Genomic DNA, 15,334 nt, shown 5'->3' on the forward strand with positions numbered 1-15,334 from the left:
ACAATTGACTTCTGTCCACAAAACATGGACAAATGCCAATCATGGACAAACACCGCCGCCAACACGAACCGGATCTGCTGCAGGCTGCCTTGACCGCGGTGCAGCTGCCAGGCTTGCAATGGGAAGTAGTCGAACGGGAGCCTGGCGGCCAGGCGACGCGCGGCGATGCCGTGCTGTGCCTGCGTTTCGATGGCCGCGAGCTGCGCTACGTCGCCGAGCTGAAGCGCGGCCTGCGCCGTGCCACGCTCGGCGCGGCGCTGCATCAGCTGGCGAACCACGGCGAGCAGGGGCTGCTGGTGGCCGACTACGTCACGCCGCCGATGGCCGACGAGCTGCGCCGGCGCGGCGTGCAGTTCATTGATGCCGCGGGCAACGCCTGGCTGACGCAGCCGCCGCTGCATGTCTGGGTGAAGGGTGAGCGGCCGAGGGAAGCCCTCGCGCCGCCGACGCAGGGCGGCCGCGCGTTTCAGGCCACCGGGCTGCAGGTGCTGTTCGCCCTGTTGTGCCGGCCGGCGGCGGTGGACCTGCCGTATCGGGAGATCGCCGCCCTGGCGGGCGTGGCGCACGGCACGGTGGGCTGGGTGATGACCGAACTGCCGCAGCTCGGCTTCGTGGCCACGTTGCGCAAGGGGCGCCGGCTGATCGATGCGGAACGGCTGCTCAAGCGCTGGGTGGATGCGTATCCACAGCGGCTGCGGCCCAAGCTGCTGCTGGGCCGCTACGACACGCGCAAGCTCGACTGGGTCGAGGCCATCGACGCAACGCGTTACGGCTTGCTGCTGGGCGGTGAGCCGGCAGCGGCGCGGCTGACGCAACACCTGCGGCCCGGCACAGCCACCTTCTACGGCAACAAGGTCGAACCAAATCTACTGACCGATCAGCGTCTGCAGCCGGATCGCAACGGCAACGTGGAAGTGCTGCGACGCTTTTGGAATTTCGAGGGCGAGACCCCCGGCATGGTGCCGCACTTGCTGGTGTACGCGGACCTGCTGGCGATCGGCGATGCGCGCTGTCTGGAAATCGCAGGGGAAATGCATGCAGGGATCGCCGCTGGATTTGCGTGAGCAGGCCGGGCTGGCGGTGTTGGCCAGGCTAGTGGCGACGATGCGCCGGGCCAAGCCAGATGCCGAGCCCTTGCTGGTTGGCGCGATGGCGCGCGACGTGCTGCTGTCGTTCGCGCATGGCATACGCGTGGCGCGCGCCACGACCGACATGGATTTCGCGTTTGGGTTGGATGGATGGAACAGCTTCGCCGGTTTGAGGGACGCCCTGCTTGCCGACGGATCTTTCGCCGAAGTGCCCGGCGTGCTGCATCGGTTGGAGTTCGAGCAGTGCCATCGGGTGGATCTGCTTCCCTTCGGCGGCGTGGAGCGGGCCGATCGCAGCATCGCCTGGCCGTTGCCGCATGCTGCCGAGATGACCATGCTCGGCTACCGCGAAGCGGCGGCGCAGGCAGTCGCGGTACGGCTGCCGGATGACGTGGTGGTGGCGGTCGCCTCCTTGCCGGCGCAAGCCGTCCTGAAGCTGCTCGCCTGGCGTGACCGACGCCACGAACGGCCGGGCGTCGATGCCGGAGACCTGCGCCTGCTGCTGCGCAGTTATCTAGAGGCGGGCAACGTGGAACGCCTGTATGCGGAAGCGAGCCAGCTGCTCGAAGCGGACGATTACGACCATGCCCGTGCCGGCGCATGGTTGCTGGGACACGACGCCAGAAAGGTGCTGCACCCGTTGGCGAACGCCGGTGTCACAGTCGCATTGGACGCGGTGCTGGATCTTCTGGCGACGGAGATCGACCCGGGTGGCCGGCTGCTGCTGATAGGCGACATGCGGTCCGGCGACGTGCAGATCGACCTCGACCTGCTGGGCGCCTTTCATGCGGGATTGCGGGGCGCCGCGACCCCTTGAGCGAATCAGTCCAGAAAATGTGTCAGTCCGGTCCCCTTCCGGAGAAAAGCTGTCGAGGACAGTATCGCGAGCCACGCGAATCAGGCGTATCGTTCGCGGACGGCACCGACTCAGGGGTGAGGCGCCGCCCATGCACTGGAACGCTGCGCCGATGCGCGGGCCACGATGCAGCGCGATGGAATCATCGAAGCATCCCCGGCGAATTCCAAACCATGCGAGGGTTCCACACATGTCACGTTTCGATTTTCTCCGCGGCGCGTTCGGCGCGGGTCTGGGAGTGGCGGTTGCCTGCGTATCGCTGCCCGTATCCGCCGACACGCCGGTTGCCGTGACCTTTGCGCCAAACAGTGTGTGGGCGCAGGAAATCGGCAGTCTTGACCGTTCCAACAAGTCGGTCGATTACACAGTCGCCGGTGTGGCGGGCAAGACGTTCAAACTCAATCTCCTCACCCGCAGCCCGAACGTGCAGCTCAAGGTGAAAGACCAGAACCGCAGAAAACCGGTCCTGGATTCGCAGAAGACTGGCGAGACCACCTGGACAACGGTCAACCCGACGGACACGACGTATACGATCCAGGTTTATATCGACCCTGCCGCGGTGCCCTCCGGCGAGACCGTGAAGTACGCGCTGCAAATCGGGCAATACGGCGTCGAAGACTTTCAGGCGCCGGCGACCGCTGTGACGTTTGAACCCGGCAAGCCATGGGCGGTGCAGAGCTGGATACTGGGGGCCGACGCCACGTCGCAGAACTTCACCGTGGCCATCGCCGCGGGCATGACCGTCAAGGTCAACCTCCTCTCCAGCAACGCCCAGGTGCACTTCAAGGTGGATGACCAGACTCATGGCAAGCCGCTGGTCGACACGGCGACGTCCGGGGCCAAGACGTGGTCGCAGTCCGTTGGGGCTGCGACGACTTACAGGATTCAGGTGTACGTTGATCCTGCGGCGGTGGCATCAGGCCAAAAAGCACAGTTCACCCTGCAGGTCGGGCAGTACGCTTCCGGGGACACCCGCTCCGAGAAGCTCGCCAGCGCGAGCAGTGCCGCGTCGCCAGCGGGCTCGGTGGTTCCTGAAAGCGATCACTGAGAAGCGGGCGCGGCTCGCGTTTGGTAACGCATCAGGCATCGGGTTCGCGACCAGATTCATGTCAGCGGTGTAGCCGGCTTGGGTAGAACTACTCGCACAAGCAAACCATGCGGCTCGACCGGCAACAGGTGGATGTTGCCGCCATGGCCATGGATGACGTCGCGCGCGATCGCCAGGCCGAGGCCGGTGCCGCCGGTCGTACGGTTGCGCGATCCCTCCAGGCGCTGGAACGGGGCAAAGGCGCGCTCGATCTGTTCGGGCGCGATGCCCGGTCCATCGTCGATGACGGCGATGACGATGGAATCGGCTTTGTCATCCAGTTCGACCGTGACATGCCCGGCGTACTTGCAGCCGTTCTCGATGAGATTGGCCAGCGCCCGGCGCATGGCTACCGGTTGGCAGGGAAGCTGTGCGTGGTCAGGCCCAAGATAGTCGACCCATCCCCCGGCGTCGCATGCGTTGTCGCACAGGCTGATCAGCAATGCCGCCATATCCACCCGGCTGTGTGCCTCGGACTTGGCTTCGCCACCGGCGAATGCCAGGGTGCTGTTGATCATCGCGTCCATCTCGGCGATGTCGGAAAGAAGTTGCCGCTGCTGCGTCTGGTCGTCAACGTATTCGGCAAACAGGCGCAGCCGCGTGAGCGGCGTGCGCAGGTCGTGCGCGATGGCCGCCAGCATGTGGGTACGCTCGTCGACAAACTGCTTCAGGCGCAGCTGCATTTCGTTGAAAGTCCGTGCAATCGCGGCGTATTCGGGGATGGCTATCTCGGCGATAAAGGTGGGCTTGCGCTCCCTCCCCAGGCGTTCGGCGGCCTCGGTCAACCGCTTCAATGGCTGAACCAGCCGGCGTGCCAGCCAGAACGACAGACCGCCGATAAACAACAGCGTGACGATGATGATCGCGATGTTCCTGAAGCGGCGTGTGGCCTCTTTCTCATCCAGATGCTGCGAAACCACCAGCCAGCGCGAGTTGCCCATATCGATCGCGATGCGGAAGCTGCGCAACACCGCAATGTCCGATTGCATGCGATTGCGCGCAACGTCGACCAGGCGCGTCGGCAGGCTGGCAGCCAGCACGACCAGGGTGCCGGTCTCAAGGTCGATATCGGTGGATGTGGTTTCCGCGCTGGCCTGGATCCTGGCCGGATCGACATCGATTTTCTGCGCGATATCCCGGACAACCGACGTCAGCAGACTGGATGACTTTCCAGGCATCGGCGCGGGGACATGGTGGCGGGTCGGCGGGAGCACTCCGCCGGCAGGCCTGGGCGCGCTGGTGTCTGCTTTCGAATCGCCCGGCTCGATATGAAAACTCAACCACCCTGCAGAGGCGAGCGCATCGAGCTTTTCCTGCTGTTTTTCAGCCGGTGTGTCGCGCGCCACACGAATGGCCTCTGCCGTGCGCTCGGATAACCACTGCTGGTCGATGAGAATGAAGCTCGGTGGCGGCACCAGTCGCTTCAGCATGTTCTGGAACAATTCGATCGACACCTGCGACAGCAGGATCACGATCACGATGCGCGACGTCAGCCCGAATCGGTGATGCCAGCGAAATCTCATGCTGTCTGACGGCTATCTTCGGTGCAGACGTCGGCAGCGAAGAAATAGCCGCCGTTGCGCACTGTCTTGATCAGTGCCGGGTCAAGCGGGTGGGTTTCGACCTTGCGCCGCAGCCGGCTGATTTGCACATCGATGCTGCGGTCGAACGGATTGCTGTTGCGTCCTCGCGCCAGGTCCATCAGCCGATCGCGACTCAGTACTTGTTGCGGATGTTCCACGAAGGCCAGCAGGAGATCGAATTCACCGCTGGTCAGATCGGTAAGCATGCCGGTGGGCGAAGTCAGGCTGCGATGACTGACATTGAGTGTCCAGTCGGCGAATCGATAGACCGGCCGCTTGCTCTGTGCCTGATCCGGCTTGACGTAGGTCCGACGCAACACCGCGCGGATGCGGGCCATCAGTTCACTAGGATTGAAGGGCTTGACGATGTAGTCGTCGGCGCCCAGTTCCAGGCCGACCACGCGATCGGCCTCACCGTCCATGGCCGTCAGCAGGATGACCGGAACGGGCCGCTCCGCATCCTGCAATTGCCGGCAAAGGGACAAGCCGCTCTCGCCAGGCAGCATCACGTCCAGCACGATGAGGTCGGCAGGCTCGCGGCGCATGGCATCGAGCATCTGAACCCCGTCGCCTGCCGCTGTGACGTACATGCCGTGGTCAGTGAGGAAGCGGGCCAGCATGGCACGTATCCGCTGGTCGTCGTCGACGATCAGCACGTGTGGTTGATGAGGGGAGGAGGCACTGGATTTCATGGCCGGACGATAACGCAGTCCAGCGGCCTGCGGTTCGGCTGAAACAAATTGAAACGATCTGCAAGACCGGTGCAATCGCCCATGGCCGGCAGCCTCTTAGAGTTCACGGCTCCCCACCCCCAGGATGCCTGCCCGTGATGAAGCTGATGACCTTGTTCCTGCGCGCGACCCCCAAGACATGTGCAACGGGGGTGGCGATGCTGATGATGACCACCCCGGCCTTCGCCCAGTCCGCCTCACAGGCTACGCAGGAAAGCGACTGGAAAGTGGTGGCCGGCATCGGTGTCCTGCGCACGCCGATCTTCCCCGGCGCAGCCAAAAGCGAGCTTCGACCCGCGCCCTATCTTTCGATCAACTATCGCGACCGTTTTTTCGTGCGTGGCCCCGCCATCGGCGTGAACCTGTTTCATTTCGGCGAGGACGATCGCTTTCGGCTGGGCGTGGTGACACGCTTTACGCCGGAAGCCCAGTGGGATGAGTCGGACGATCGCGCATTGCACGGCCTGGGCAAGACCAGTGGCGGCATCGATGCGGGCGTGTTCGGCAGCTATCGGGGGAAGTCATGGTTCGCCGAACTTGCTGCCACCCGCGGTGCTGTCCTCAGAAAGGAGCAGGGTGAAAAGAACACGCGCAGCAGCGGTACCGCGGTCCAGTTCGGATTTGGCTATACCACGAGCTTTACGCCGAATCTTCGCTGGACGGCACAGGCAAGCACCCAGTGGGCGGACGCGACCCGTACGCGTACCTATTTCGGTGTCTCGGACGCGCAGTCGCTGGCCACGGGGTTGCAGGCCTATCAGCCCAAAGCCGGCATCACCAGCTATGGCGTAACGACGACGTTGAACTACGCTTTCGGCAAGCGCTGGACGATTATTGGCCTGGCCAAGTACGAGCGACTGGCCGGCGACGCCAAGAACAGTCCCATCGTCACCGGCTACGGCAGGACGAACCAGTTCTACACCGGTGTGTTTCTGGGGTATCGATTCTGATGCCGGGCCATAAGCGCGGAGATATCGGACGCCCCGGCTGGGTGCGGCGCCTGAAAGGGTTGTACGGAAGCCTCGGCAAACCATCTCGCACGCCGCTATCGCAAAGTCCCGTTGCTGGATGGAACGACCTGGCGTCTTTCATGCTGTTGGCAAGACTGACACTCGACAGTGGGGCTACGGAACCGGCCCGCAGGGTGTGCGAGGAACGCATCCTGCGCGATGCGCGACGGCTTGCGTCTGTAGGATTCTTCGATCTCTTTGCCGTACGTTCCGCGCCTCTGCGCGCCATGCTCGAAGGCGAGGGCGTGATCGAACGACGGTGAAGAGGCTGCTGGCGCACCCCGTATCCAGGGAGAACGACGACAGCCCACGCGTCAGTGACCTCGACGAGGAAACGCACCAAGCCGAGATAAAGATGTCGGGAAAAATTTCTACCGACAGGTCGCTTCGCTAGCGTGATTGATCGCTATGGACGGCCAAGCTGAAAAGCAGCGGAGCGCATGTCCGACCCGGCGTCGGCCGTCAGCCCCGCCATCACCGCCATCTGGAACGGCCGCAACCGCGCACCCACCCGCAATGCCAGCTTGCGCGCCACCCGCGCCGGCCGTCGGTCGTCGGTGTACAAACCGGCCAGCATCTGCGTGGCCAGATACAACGGGTGGGTGGCCAGGCGGTGTTTGCGTTCGTAGCGGCGCAGGAGTTCGCGGCTGTGGATCGGTTGCCCGGCGGCAACGGCGGCGCGCAGTTCGCGTGCCAGGGTGGCCTGGCCGAGCAGGCCGAAGTTGAAGCCGTGGGCGGTGACGGGGTGCATGCCGACGGCGGCGTCGCCGATCAGGGCGAAGCGTTCGGCCACGAAGCGTTTGGCGTACACGCCGACGAGTGGGTAGCTGCAACGCGGGCCGGCTATACGCATGGCGCCCAGGCGTTGCTGGAAGCGGGAGGCCATCGCCGTTTCCAGCGCTGTGTCGTCCAGTGCCAGCAGGGCCTGCATTTCCTGCGGCGGCAGGGTCAGCACCACCGAGGAGGTGTGGGGATCGTGCAGCGGCAGCAGGGCCAGGGTCTGGCCGACACCGAACCATTCCCACGCCACCTGGTCGTGCGCCACGTCGTGTTGCATGCGCAGCACCAGCATGGTTTTGCCGAAGTCGTGCATGCTTGCCGGGATACCCATGGCGCGGCGGGTTTCGGAGAAGCGGCTGTCCGCGGCGACCACGAGTTGGGTGTGCAGGATGTCGCCGGTATTCAACTCGACCTGGGCGCCGTCGCTGGCGGTGCGCACGGCGGTTACCTGCACGCCGGTGATGCGCTCGGACTCGGGCTGCTCCATCACTTCGGCATACGCCGCGCGGCGGATCGCGTGATTGGACAGCAGCCAACCCAACTGTGATTTGCCGGTCTCGTCGTGGCGGAACATCAAACCGTCGTGGTCGTCGCCATCGATCACCATGGCGTCGCGCAAGGTGCCGATCTCGTTGTCGTGCAGCCGTGCCCACAGGCCCAACTCGCGCATCAGGCGCTGCGAGTGATGGGTGATCGCGATTTCACGGCCGTCGTCGGCCGGTGCGACCAGTGCCGCCTCCGGCTGCCGCTCGACCAGCGCGATGCGCAAGCCACTGCCCGCCAGCGAGCGGGCGAAACACAGTCCGGCAGGGCCGGCGCCGATGATCACGATATCGAACGACATGGGCAGGGTGCTCCGATTGAATCGCTGCAAGCTACCGTTTGCCTCGCCTGCGTGTGTTGACCCTGATCAGGGGAGCGGCAAGGTGGCTTGTTTCAATTGCCGCAGTCGGCGCGGCTTGCCGTCGGCCTGGGTTTCTGCACGTCGCTCCTGCGTAGACAGGAGTGACGTGCCTTGTGGGCAGTGGTGTGGCGGCGCTGGATACCGCCGTGACCGGCCCTTCGGCCGTTGCGAGGCACTGGGATGACGGGCAACGGCTGGCGTTCGTCAGCGACGTGGAGCAGCGCGCCGGGGCTTGCCTTTTCGGGTGCCGGCGCTCGCTGCGACGTGTTGCCAGTAATCGTCGAGCAGGTTTGCGCAGCGTGCCTGCAGGAAGGTTTTCAGTTGCGTGATCGCCGGCGTCAATCGCGAGCGGTCGGCGCAGATGAGGTTGAGCGGTGACGGTTCGCAGTGGGCTGGCGGGAAAATTTCGACCAGGCGGCCGGCGCGCAGATCCGGAATGAGGTCGATGCGGGATTTGTAGACCAGGCCCTCGCCGGCCACCGCCCAGCGGCGCACGGTGTCGGCGTCGTCGCTGATGCGATTACCCGAGACGCTCACGGTCTTGTTGCCGCCGGGCAGGGTGAACAGCCAGCGTTCGTGGAGTTGCTCGCTCCACACGAAGCGCAGGCAGTTGTGGTGCCTGAGGTCGTCCACGTTAGCGGGCTTGCCTGCGCGCTCCAGGTAGGAAGGCGCGGCGCACAGCGCGCGCCGGTTGTTTTCGACGAGCGGAATGGCGACCAGCGACGAATCCGACAGTGCGCCGTAGCGCACGGCTGCATCCAGCGGTTCGCGCGTCAGGGTGGCGGCGCGATCGCTCATCCGCAGGTGCAGGGACAGGGCCGGATGCTGGTGCTGGAATTCGTCGAGCCAGCCCAGCAGGAGGTTTCTGCCGAAATCCGAAGGCACCGAAAGACGAAGGCTTCCGGACAAGCTGTCTTGCGCACTGGCCAGTGCACGCTGGCCTTGCGACCGTGCATCGATCATGGCGCGCGCATGCGGCAGATAGCGTTCGCCCTCCGCGGACAACTGCATGCTGCGGGTGGAGCGCACGAACAGCCGGGTATTCAGCGCCTTCTCCAGCCGCTGCACCGCGGCGCTGGCAAAGCCGGGGGCGATATTGAGCCGGCGGGCGGCCTCGGAAAAGCTCTCCGCCTCGACCGTCTGCACAAAGATCTGGATGTCGTCGAGTCGAATCATTTTCTTTAAAATGCGGTAAGTGTTACTGACATTAACCCATTTTTCGTAAAAACGAAGAACGACACAATGGCGCCTCCAGATCACCTAGAGCACGCCCATGAAAGCTGTCGGCTTTTTCCAGAACCTCCCGATCGACCACCCCGACGTCCTGCAGGACGTTGAACTGGCCACACCCGAGTTGCGCGATCACGACCTTCTGGTCGAAGTGAAGGCCGTCTCGGTGAATCCGGTGGACACCAAGATCCGCGCCCATGGCGACGTGCCGCAAGACGCGCCCCGCATTCCCGGTTGGGATGCTGCCGGCATCGTTCGGGCGACGGGGCCGCTGGCCACGCGCTTCAAGCCCGGCGATCGCGTCTGGTATGCGGGCGACATCACGCGGCCGGGCAGCAACAGCGAACTGCAGGCCGTCGACGAGCGCATCGTGGGGCCGATGCCCCGGTCGCTGGATTTTGCCGAAGCGGCTTCGCTGCCGCTGACCGCCATCACCGCGTGGGAGCTGCTGTTCGACCGCCTGCGCGTCCACGAAGCCGATCCCACCGAGAACAGCGTGTTGCTGGTGACGGGCGCGGCCGGCGGCGTTGGCTCCATCCTGACCCAGCTGGCGCGTCGGTTGACTGGCGTCACCGTCATCGGCACCGCCTCGCGGGACCAGACGCGCGAGTGGGTACTGGCGCACGGTGCGCACCACGTCATCAACCATCGCGAGCCGTGGGCGCCGCAGTTGCAGGCGCTGGGCATCAAGGAAGTCGATTTCGTGGTGGGCCTCAATGAAAGCGCGAGCTACGTTCCGCAGATTGCCGCGGTGATGCGTGCGGAGGGCCAGTTCGCGCTGATCGACGATCCGGTCGCGCTCGACATCGGCCCGTTCAAGACCAAGTCCATCTCGATCCATTGGGAGCTGATGTACACGCGCCCGATCTTCACCACGCGCACCATCGCCCGACAGCACGCCTTGCTGCGCCGCATGGCCGAACTGGTCGATCGCGGCGACGTGGTGCACACGCTCACCCGACGTATCGATGGCCTCGATGCCGCTGGCCTGATCCAGGCGCACGCGCTGGTCGAGGCCGGCAACATGATCGGCAAAGTTGTCGTTGCCGCCCGCTGACTCTTCATCCCCAGGAATCGCCATGAACGCAACCACCAACCCTATCCTCAGCCTGGAAGCCGCGCATGAATTGCTCGGCCATGCCCGTTCGGCATGTGCCCAGCGCGGCTTCGCCGCCACCATTGCCATCACCGATGCGGGCGGTCACCTGCGCGCCTTTGAACGTGCGGATGCGGCTCCCTTTCTGACGGCCGAAGTGGCCATCGACAAGTCGTGGACCGCTGCATCGTTCGGCATGTCGACGCATCAATGGAATCACTACATGAGCGAGCCGATGGTGGCTCCGTTGGGCCAGCATCCGCGGCTGATGGCGGTGGGCGGCGGCGTGCCGATCATGCTCGATGGCAAGCTTGCGGGTGGCATCGGCATCTCCGGCGGCACGTCGGCGCAAGACCATGAAGCGGCCGAGGATGCGCTGCGTGCGCTTGGACTGCTCGCCTGAGTCGTTCGCGGTTTCGGCGGGAGTTGCCGCGCCACCGGGACAGGCGGTGACGCGGAGGAATTCAGGCTGGAGTGGCGTCTGCGATCTTCCCCAACGCGATGCCAAAGCGTTGCAAATACGCATGCAAAGCATCGATCCCGTCACCCGCGATGAAAGTCCCAATGTACCCGTCCGGCCGCACCAGCACCCAGCTGTTCGACGCCATGCCATACGCGTCGCGGAAATGCCCCTGCGTGTCGACCACGTCGCCGCGATCACCGAACACGTGGATGCGCAGTTGCGTGTGCGGCGTCATGCAGTCGCGGTCGACGTCCTGGCCCAGCAGCGTCCAGTGTGGTCCCCGCAGCAGGTCGAAGATGCGGGTGGGCAGGCCGGTGGCGTGATGGATGGGTGCGTCGGGTGCGCGCTCGCCCGGCTGCAGGCCATGCGATCTTTGCGGTGCCTCCAGGCTCAGTGACGAAGTGGGATAGCCGAGGTCGAGTTGGCGGACTTCGCGGCCGCGTCGGCTGTCGCCGCGCTTGGCGGCATCGAGCAGTCGCGTCGAGAGGCCGAGCACGCTTTCGGCGATGGGGCGGCGTTCTTCCTCGTAGCTGTCCAGCAGGGCGTCCGGCGCCCCGGCCAGTACGGCGTCCAGTTTCCAGCCGAGGTTGTACGCATCCTGCACGCTGGTGTTCAGGCCCTGGCCGCCGGTGGGCGGATGCGTGTGGGCGGCGTCGCCGACCAGGAGAACACGGCCGACGCAGTAGCGGTCGGCCAGCCGAGCGTTCATGTGGAAGGCGGACGCCCACGACACCTCGCTGACGTGGATGTCGCTGCGCCCGGTGCGTTGCGCCAGCATGGTGTTGAGGCCGGCCACGGAAAGGTCGACGTCGCCTTCGAGCGGGATCGGTGCCTGGATCTGGAACATCCCGGTTCCCGCTAGCGGACACATCGCGATCTGTTGCGGCATGTCTGTGTCGTTGAAGCGATGCCAGGCATCCCGTTCCAGGCCGTGCAGGGTGACGTCGGCCACCATGGCGCGCACGCCCAGGGTCTTGCCGGGGAAACCGATACCCAGCGCCTGGCGCACGAAACTGCGGCCGCCATCGGCGCCGACGAGATAGCGGGCGCGCACGCTTTCCGTACCGTGCGGGCCGTCGAGCGTGACGATCACCCCCTGCGCATCCTGCTGCACCGCCACCAGTTCACAGCCGAATGCCACCTGATGCCCGAGCTCCGCCAGGCGCTCGCGCATGATCCGTTCGGTCAGGAATTGCGGCAGCATCCACGGCAGGGCGTGCGGTTCGGCCGGAGTGGCCGCGATCTCCTGACCCAGCGCGATATCGTCATGGCTTCCGTCCGCGCGGTAGGTGCGCATCAGCGGATAGGGGCCGCCGCTGGCGTGGATGCGGTCGACGATGCCAAGATCCTCGAAGACTTCCAGTGTCCTTGGTTGGATGCCCTTGCCGCGTGAGCCGTGGAAAGGCGCATTATTTTTCTCGATCAGGCGAAAGCTGACACCACGCCGCGCAAGATCGATCGCCAGGGTCAGGCCGGAGGCACCGGCGCCGCAAATCAGTACATCGGTGTTCGACACGTTCATCGTGGTTCCATATATGTGCAAAATGCACATGAATTGAGGATCGTATGGCTTCCAGAAAAAATGTGCAAGATGCACATATATCCTCCCGCGTGCGTGCGTTGCACATGGCGTTGATCAGCGTGGTCAGCGTGCTGAACCGGCCGGAGGTCGATGAGCGACTGGTACGTGATGCCGGCATCGCGCTGGACCGCGCACTGTTCCCCTTGCTGGTGGTGATCGAGCGGCTCGGCCCGATTGGCGTCGTCGATCTGGCCGGCCGGGCCGGGCGCGACTACACCACCGTGAGCCGACAAGTCACCAAATTGGAGACACTGGGTCTGGTGCAACGCCAGGCGAGCGAAACCGATGCACGCGTGCGTGCGGCCGCCGTTACCCCGAAGGGAAAGGCGATGACCGATGCGCTGGATGCGGCGCGCGAACGCATGGCGCGCAAGCTCTTCGCCGAATGGAGCGAAGCGGATGTCGACACGCTGGTGAATCTGCTGCAGCGGTTTGCCACCGATATCGAGGCACAGACGATGGGCAAGGGGCGGGCGTAGTCATATCGCGAGCCGGCGCGTGGGTTTTTACCGGGGTGACAAAGCGATGCTCCGGGTTTGACTCCCCCATCATATGTAACTACATTTGGTAGTTACATATGATGGGGCCCAAGGAATGGACTTCGAGTGGGATGATGCCAAAGCGGCTTTGAATCTGCGCAAGCACGGCATCGCGTTTGAAGAGGCTGCACGCGTGTTTCTCGATCCTGGCCGCATCGACATGGTCGATGATCGCGAGGAGTACGGAGAGGAGCGTTGGCTGAGCATCGGCTGGGTGGATCCCGTGCTGCTGGTGGTAGTGCACGCCGTGCGTGGTGTCCACGGCGAGGTCACACGCATCATTTCGGCCCGCAAGGCCAACGCTTACGAGCGAGCGATTTATCATGAAGTACAAAATTGATCCCAAACACCCTAAGCCGCTCGCCACCGCGCAACGCAAACGCATGCAAGCCGTCGCGGACATGCCGGATGAGGCCATCGACTACAGCGACATTCCGGCGCTGTCGCCTGCGTTCTGGGCGGCGCATCGTCCCGCGCGCGCCGAGCCAAAGGCGCAGGTGACCCTGCGCATCGACCGGGACGTGCTTGATTACTTCAAGGACGGGGGGGCGGGTTACCAGACGCGGATCAACGACGTGCTGCGCAGCTTCGTCGCCGCGCACACGTCGGACCGGCGTTGAACACCCGATGGCATTTCGTTGTTGCCGCTTGTGTCGAGACCGGCGTCAGCTTGTGCCTGGTCCCGCGTTTCAGGCCTTCAACCGATACCCCGTGCGGAAGATCCACCACACCCCGGCCAGGCAGGCCGCCAGGAACAGCAGCGTCATGCCCATGCTGATTTCCACGCTGACGTCCGATACACCGTAAAACGCCCAGCGAAAGCCGCTGATCAGGTACACCACCGGATTGAACAGGCTGATCTTCTGCCATAGCGGCGGCAGGATGTGGATCGAGTAGAAGCTGCCGCCCAGGAAGGTGAGCGGGGTGACGATCAGCAGCGGCACGAGCTGCAGTTTCTCGAAGCCGTCGGCCCAGATGCCGATGATGAAACCGAACAGGCTGAAGGTCACCGAGGTGAGGATCAGGAACGCCACCATCCAGACCGGATGGGCGACGTCGAAGTCCACGAACAGCCGCGCGGTGGCCAGGATGATCAGGCCCAGCAGCACCGACTTGCTGGCGGCGGCACCCACGTAGCCGCCCAGGATCTCCAGGTACGACACCGGTGCGGAGAGGATCTCGTAGATGGTGCCGGTGAACTTGGGGAAGTAGATGCCGAACGAGGCGTTGGAGATGCTCTGCGTCAGCAGCGACAGCATGATCAGCCCGGGCACGATGTAGGCGCCGTAGCTGACGCCATCGATGCCGCCCATGTGCGAACCCATTGCCGCGCCGAACACCACGAAATACAGCGTGGTGGAGATCACCGGCGAGACGATGCTCTGCAGCAGCGTGCGGCGGGTGCGGGCCATCTCGAAGCGGTAGATCGCGCCCATGCCATGCCAGTTGAACTTCATGCGCGGTCCTCCACCAGGCTCACGAAAATATCCTCCAGCGAACTCTGGCGGGTCTGCAGGTCCTTGAAGTCGATGCCCGCTTCGCCGAGGCGGCGCAGCAGCGTGTCGATGCCGGTGTTCTCGCCTTGGGCATCGAAGGTGTAGACCAGTTGCTGGCCATCCTCGGACAGCGTCAGCGGGTAGTCGGACAGGGCGGCGGGAATCGCCGTCATCGGCGCCTGCAGTTGCAGGATTAGCTGCTTGCGGCCCAGCTTCTCCATCAGCTCGGCCTTGCCCTCGACCAGGATCAGCTCACCCTTGTTGATCACGCCGATGCGGTCGGCCATTTCCTCGGCCTCGTCGATGTAGTGCGTGGTGAGGATGATGGTGACGCCGGTGTCGCGCAGCGCGCGCACCATCGCCCACATGTCGCGGCGCAACTCCACGTCGACGCCGGCGGTGGGCTCGTCCAGGAACAGGATCGGCGGCTCGTGCGACAGCGCCTTGGCGATCATCACGCGCCGCTTCATGCCGCCGGACAGCGTCATCAGCTTGCTGTCTTTCTTGTTCCACAGCGAGAGATCGCGCAACACTTTCTCGATGTGCGCCGGATTGGGCCGCTTGCCGAACAGGGCACGGCTGAAGCTGACCGTGTCCCACACGGTTTCGAAGGCGTCGGTGGTGAGCTCCTGCGGCACCAGGCCGATACGTTCGCGCGCGGCGCGGAAATCACGCACCACGTCGTGCCCGTCGGCCAGCACGTTGCCGCTGCTGGGATTCACGATGCCGCAGATGATGCTGATGAGCGTGGTCTTGCCGGCGCCGTTGGGGCCGAGCAGGGCGAAGATCTCGCCGCGGCGGATCTGCAGGTCGATGCCCTTGAGCGCGCTGAAGCCCGAGGCGTAGGTTTTTGTCACCTGGCGCACGTCGATGATCGATTGCACGGTGC

At 64.5% G+C, this 15,334-nt stretch carries 16 protein-coding genes; 9 read left to right on the plus strand and 7 right to left on the minus strand.

The window, feature by feature from the left end; all coding sequences use genetic code 11:
- Positions 1–41 precede the first annotated feature (41 nt).
- From ACFPK0_RS07910 to ACFPK0_RS07920, 3 genes are all read left to right on the plus strand, one after another.
- Positions 42–1,064: a type IV toxin-antitoxin system AbiEi family antitoxin gene (locus ACFPK0_RS07910; RefSeq protein WP_377339618.1), complete on the plus strand. Its 1,023-nt coding sequence runs from the start codon at positions 42–44 to the stop codon at positions 1,062–1,064.
- On the plus strand, positions 1,057–1,905 hold the full coding sequence (locus tag ACFPK0_RS07915; protein ID WP_377339620.1) for a nucleotidyl transferase AbiEii/AbiGii toxin family protein: 849 nt from the start codon (positions 1,057–1,059) through the stop codon (positions 1,903–1,905). Before ACFPK0_RS07910 ends, ACFPK0_RS07915 begins: the two co-directional genes overlap by 8 nt.
- Before the next feature lie 229 nt (positions 1,906–2,134).
- Positions 2,135–2,992 carry a hypothetical protein gene (locus tag ACFPK0_RS07920; RefSeq protein WP_377339623.1) on the plus strand — a complete coding sequence of 286 codons (858 nt, stop codon included), beginning with the start codon at positions 2,135–2,137 and terminating at the stop codon, positions 2,990–2,992.
- A 56-nt stretch (positions 2,993–3,048) separates the two neighbouring features.
- Here ACFPK0_RS07920 and ACFPK0_RS07925 read toward each other — a convergent pair whose 3' ends face one another.
- Together ACFPK0_RS07925 and ACFPK0_RS07930 are read right to left on the minus strand one after the other, a co-directional pair.
- Positions 3,049–4,554, minus strand: a complete 1,506-nt coding sequence (locus tag ACFPK0_RS07925) for an ATP-binding protein (protein ID WP_082520117.1) — start codon at positions 4,552–4,554, stop codon at positions 3,049–3,051.
- Positions 4,551–5,270 (minus strand): response regulator, encoded by a 720-nt coding sequence (locus ACFPK0_RS07930; protein ID WP_426698199.1) that lies wholly within the window; start codon positions 5,268–5,270, stop codon positions 4,551–4,553. Before ACFPK0_RS07930 ends, ACFPK0_RS07925 begins: the two co-directional genes overlap by 4 nt.
- A 173-nt stretch (positions 5,271–5,443) precedes the next feature.
- Here ACFPK0_RS07930 and ACFPK0_RS07935 point away from each other — a divergent pair, with 173 nt between their 5' ends.
- Positions 5,444–6,295 carry a MipA/OmpV family protein gene (locus tag ACFPK0_RS07935; RefSeq protein WP_056079452.1) on the plus strand — a complete coding sequence of 284 codons (852 nt, stop codon included), beginning with the start codon at positions 5,444–5,446 and terminating at the stop codon, positions 6,293–6,295.
- Positions 6,296–6,761: 466 nt separating this feature from the next.
- Here ACFPK0_RS07935 and ubiM read toward each other — a convergent pair whose 3' ends face one another.
- Entirely contained in the window at positions 6,762–7,979 is a 1,218-nt protein-coding gene (gene ubiM / locus ACFPK0_RS07940; RefSeq protein ID WP_377339626.1) for a 5-demethoxyubiquinol-8 5-hydroxylase UbiM, read from the minus strand.
- A 264-nt stretch (positions 7,980–8,243) separates the two neighbouring features.
- A complete protein-coding gene (locus tag ACFPK0_RS07945; protein WP_377339629.1) occupies positions 8,244–9,299 on the minus strand; it encodes a LysR family transcriptional regulator in 1,056 nt (351 codons plus the stop codon).
- Between the two features lie 13 nt (positions 9,300–9,312).
- On the opposite strand from ACFPK0_RS07945, the gene ACFPK0_RS07950 reads away from it, so the two are divergent.
- Complete coding sequence (locus ACFPK0_RS07950; protein WP_377339631.1) at positions 9,313–10,326, plus strand: zinc-binding alcohol dehydrogenase family protein; 1,014 nt, start codon at positions 9,313–9,315, stop codon at positions 10,324–10,326.
- Positions 10,307–10,768, plus strand: coding sequence for a GlcG/HbpS family heme-binding protein (locus ACFPK0_RS07955; RefSeq protein ID WP_377339634.1), 462 nt, complete (start codon positions 10,307–10,309; stop codon positions 10,766–10,768). The genes ACFPK0_RS07950 and ACFPK0_RS07955 overlap by 20 nt, the downstream gene beginning before the upstream one ends.
- 61 nt (positions 10,769–10,829) lie before the next feature.
- Here the strand turns inward: ACFPK0_RS07955 and ACFPK0_RS07960 are convergent, their stop codons facing one another.
- Positions 10,830–12,350: an FAD-dependent oxidoreductase gene (locus tag ACFPK0_RS07960; RefSeq protein WP_377339636.1), complete on the minus strand. Its 1,521-nt coding sequence runs from the start codon at positions 12,348–12,350 to the stop codon at positions 10,830–10,832.
- Between the two features lie 104 nt (positions 12,351–12,454).
- On the opposite strand from ACFPK0_RS07960, the gene ACFPK0_RS07965 reads away from it, so the two are divergent.
- The 3 genes from ACFPK0_RS07965 (at position 12,455) to ACFPK0_RS07975 (ending at position 13,569) form a co-directional block, all read left to right on the plus strand.
- Positions 12,455–12,889 carry a MarR family winged helix-turn-helix transcriptional regulator gene (locus tag ACFPK0_RS07965; RefSeq protein ID WP_377339638.1) on the plus strand — a complete coding sequence of 145 codons (435 nt, stop codon included), beginning with the start codon at positions 12,455–12,457 and terminating at the stop codon, positions 12,887–12,889.
- 115 nt (positions 12,890–13,004) lie between these two features.
- A complete protein-coding gene (locus ACFPK0_RS07970) occupies positions 13,005–13,289 on the plus strand; it encodes a BrnT family toxin (RefSeq protein WP_056604025.1) in 285 nt (94 codons plus the stop codon).
- On the plus strand, positions 13,273–13,569 hold the full coding sequence (locus ACFPK0_RS07975) for a BrnA antitoxin family protein (RefSeq protein WP_082520116.1): 297 nt from the start codon (positions 13,273–13,275) through the stop codon (positions 13,567–13,569). The genes ACFPK0_RS07970 and ACFPK0_RS07975 overlap by 17 nt, the downstream gene beginning before the upstream one ends.
- Positions 13,570–13,638: 69 nt before the next feature.
- On the opposite strand, the gene ACFPK0_RS07980 is transcribed toward ACFPK0_RS07975, so the two are convergent.
- Together ACFPK0_RS07980 and ACFPK0_RS07985 are read right to left on the minus strand one after the other, a co-directional pair.
- Positions 13,639–14,406, minus strand: coding sequence for an ABC transporter permease (locus ACFPK0_RS07980; RefSeq protein WP_056604022.1), 768 nt, complete (start codon positions 14,404–14,406; stop codon positions 13,639–13,641).
- Entirely contained in the window at positions 14,403–15,329 is a 927-nt protein-coding gene (locus ACFPK0_RS07985; RefSeq protein WP_056079418.1) for an ABC transporter ATP-binding protein, read from the minus strand. The genes ACFPK0_RS07980 and ACFPK0_RS07985 overlap by 4 nt, the downstream gene beginning before the upstream one ends.
- Between the last annotated feature and the right edge of the window lie 5 nt (positions 15,330–15,334).

It is taken from the genome of Rhodanobacter ginsenosidimutans (assembly GCF_042655685.1).
Lineage (GTDB): Bacteria > Pseudomonadota > Gammaproteobacteria > Xanthomonadales > Rhodanobacteraceae > Rhodanobacter > Rhodanobacter ginsenosidimutans.

Excerpts from the sequence above, each read along its gene's own strand:
- ACFPK0_RS07980 (WP_056604022.1), bottom strand. The coding sequence starts at position 14,406 with ATGAAGTTCAACTGGCATGGCATGGGCGCGATCTACCGCTTCGAGATG.
- ACFPK0_RS07935 (WP_056079452.1), top strand. The coding sequence starts at position 5,444 with ATGAAGCTGATGACCTTGTTCCTGCGCGCGACCCCCAAGACATGTGCA.
- ACFPK0_RS07975 (WP_082520116.1), top strand. The coding sequence starts at position 13,273 with ATGAAGTACAAAATTGATCCCAAACACCCTAAGCCGCTCGCCACCGCG.
- ACFPK0_RS07965 (WP_377339638.1), top strand. The coding sequence starts at position 12,455 with ATGGCGTTGATCAGCGTGGTCAGCGTGCTGAACCGGCCGGAGGTCGAT.
- ACFPK0_RS07970 (WP_056604025.1), top strand. The coding sequence starts at position 13,005 with ATGGACTTCGAGTGGGATGATGCCAAAGCGGCTTTGAATCTGCGCAAG.
- ubiM (WP_377339626.1), bottom strand. The coding sequence starts at position 7,979 with ATGTCGTTCGATATCGTGATCATCGGCGCCGGCCCTGCCGGACTGTGT.
- ACFPK0_RS07950 (WP_377339631.1), top strand. The coding sequence starts at position 9,313 with ATGAAAGCTGTCGGCTTTTTCCAGAACCTCCCGATCGACCACCCCGAC.
- ACFPK0_RS07910 (WP_377339618.1), top strand. The coding sequence starts at position 42 with ATGGACAAACACCGCCGCCAACACGAACCGGATCTGCTGCAGGCTGCC.
- ACFPK0_RS07920 (WP_377339623.1), top strand. The coding sequence starts at position 2,135 with ATGTCACGTTTCGATTTTCTCCGCGGCGCGTTCGGCGCGGGTCTGGGA.
- ACFPK0_RS07925 (WP_082520117.1), bottom strand. The coding sequence starts at position 4,554 with ATGAGATTTCGCTGGCATCACCGATTCGGGCTGACGTCGCGCATCGTG.
- ACFPK0_RS07960 (WP_377339636.1), bottom strand. The coding sequence starts at position 12,350 with ATGAACGTGTCGAACACCGATGTACTGATTTGCGGCGCCGGTGCCTCC.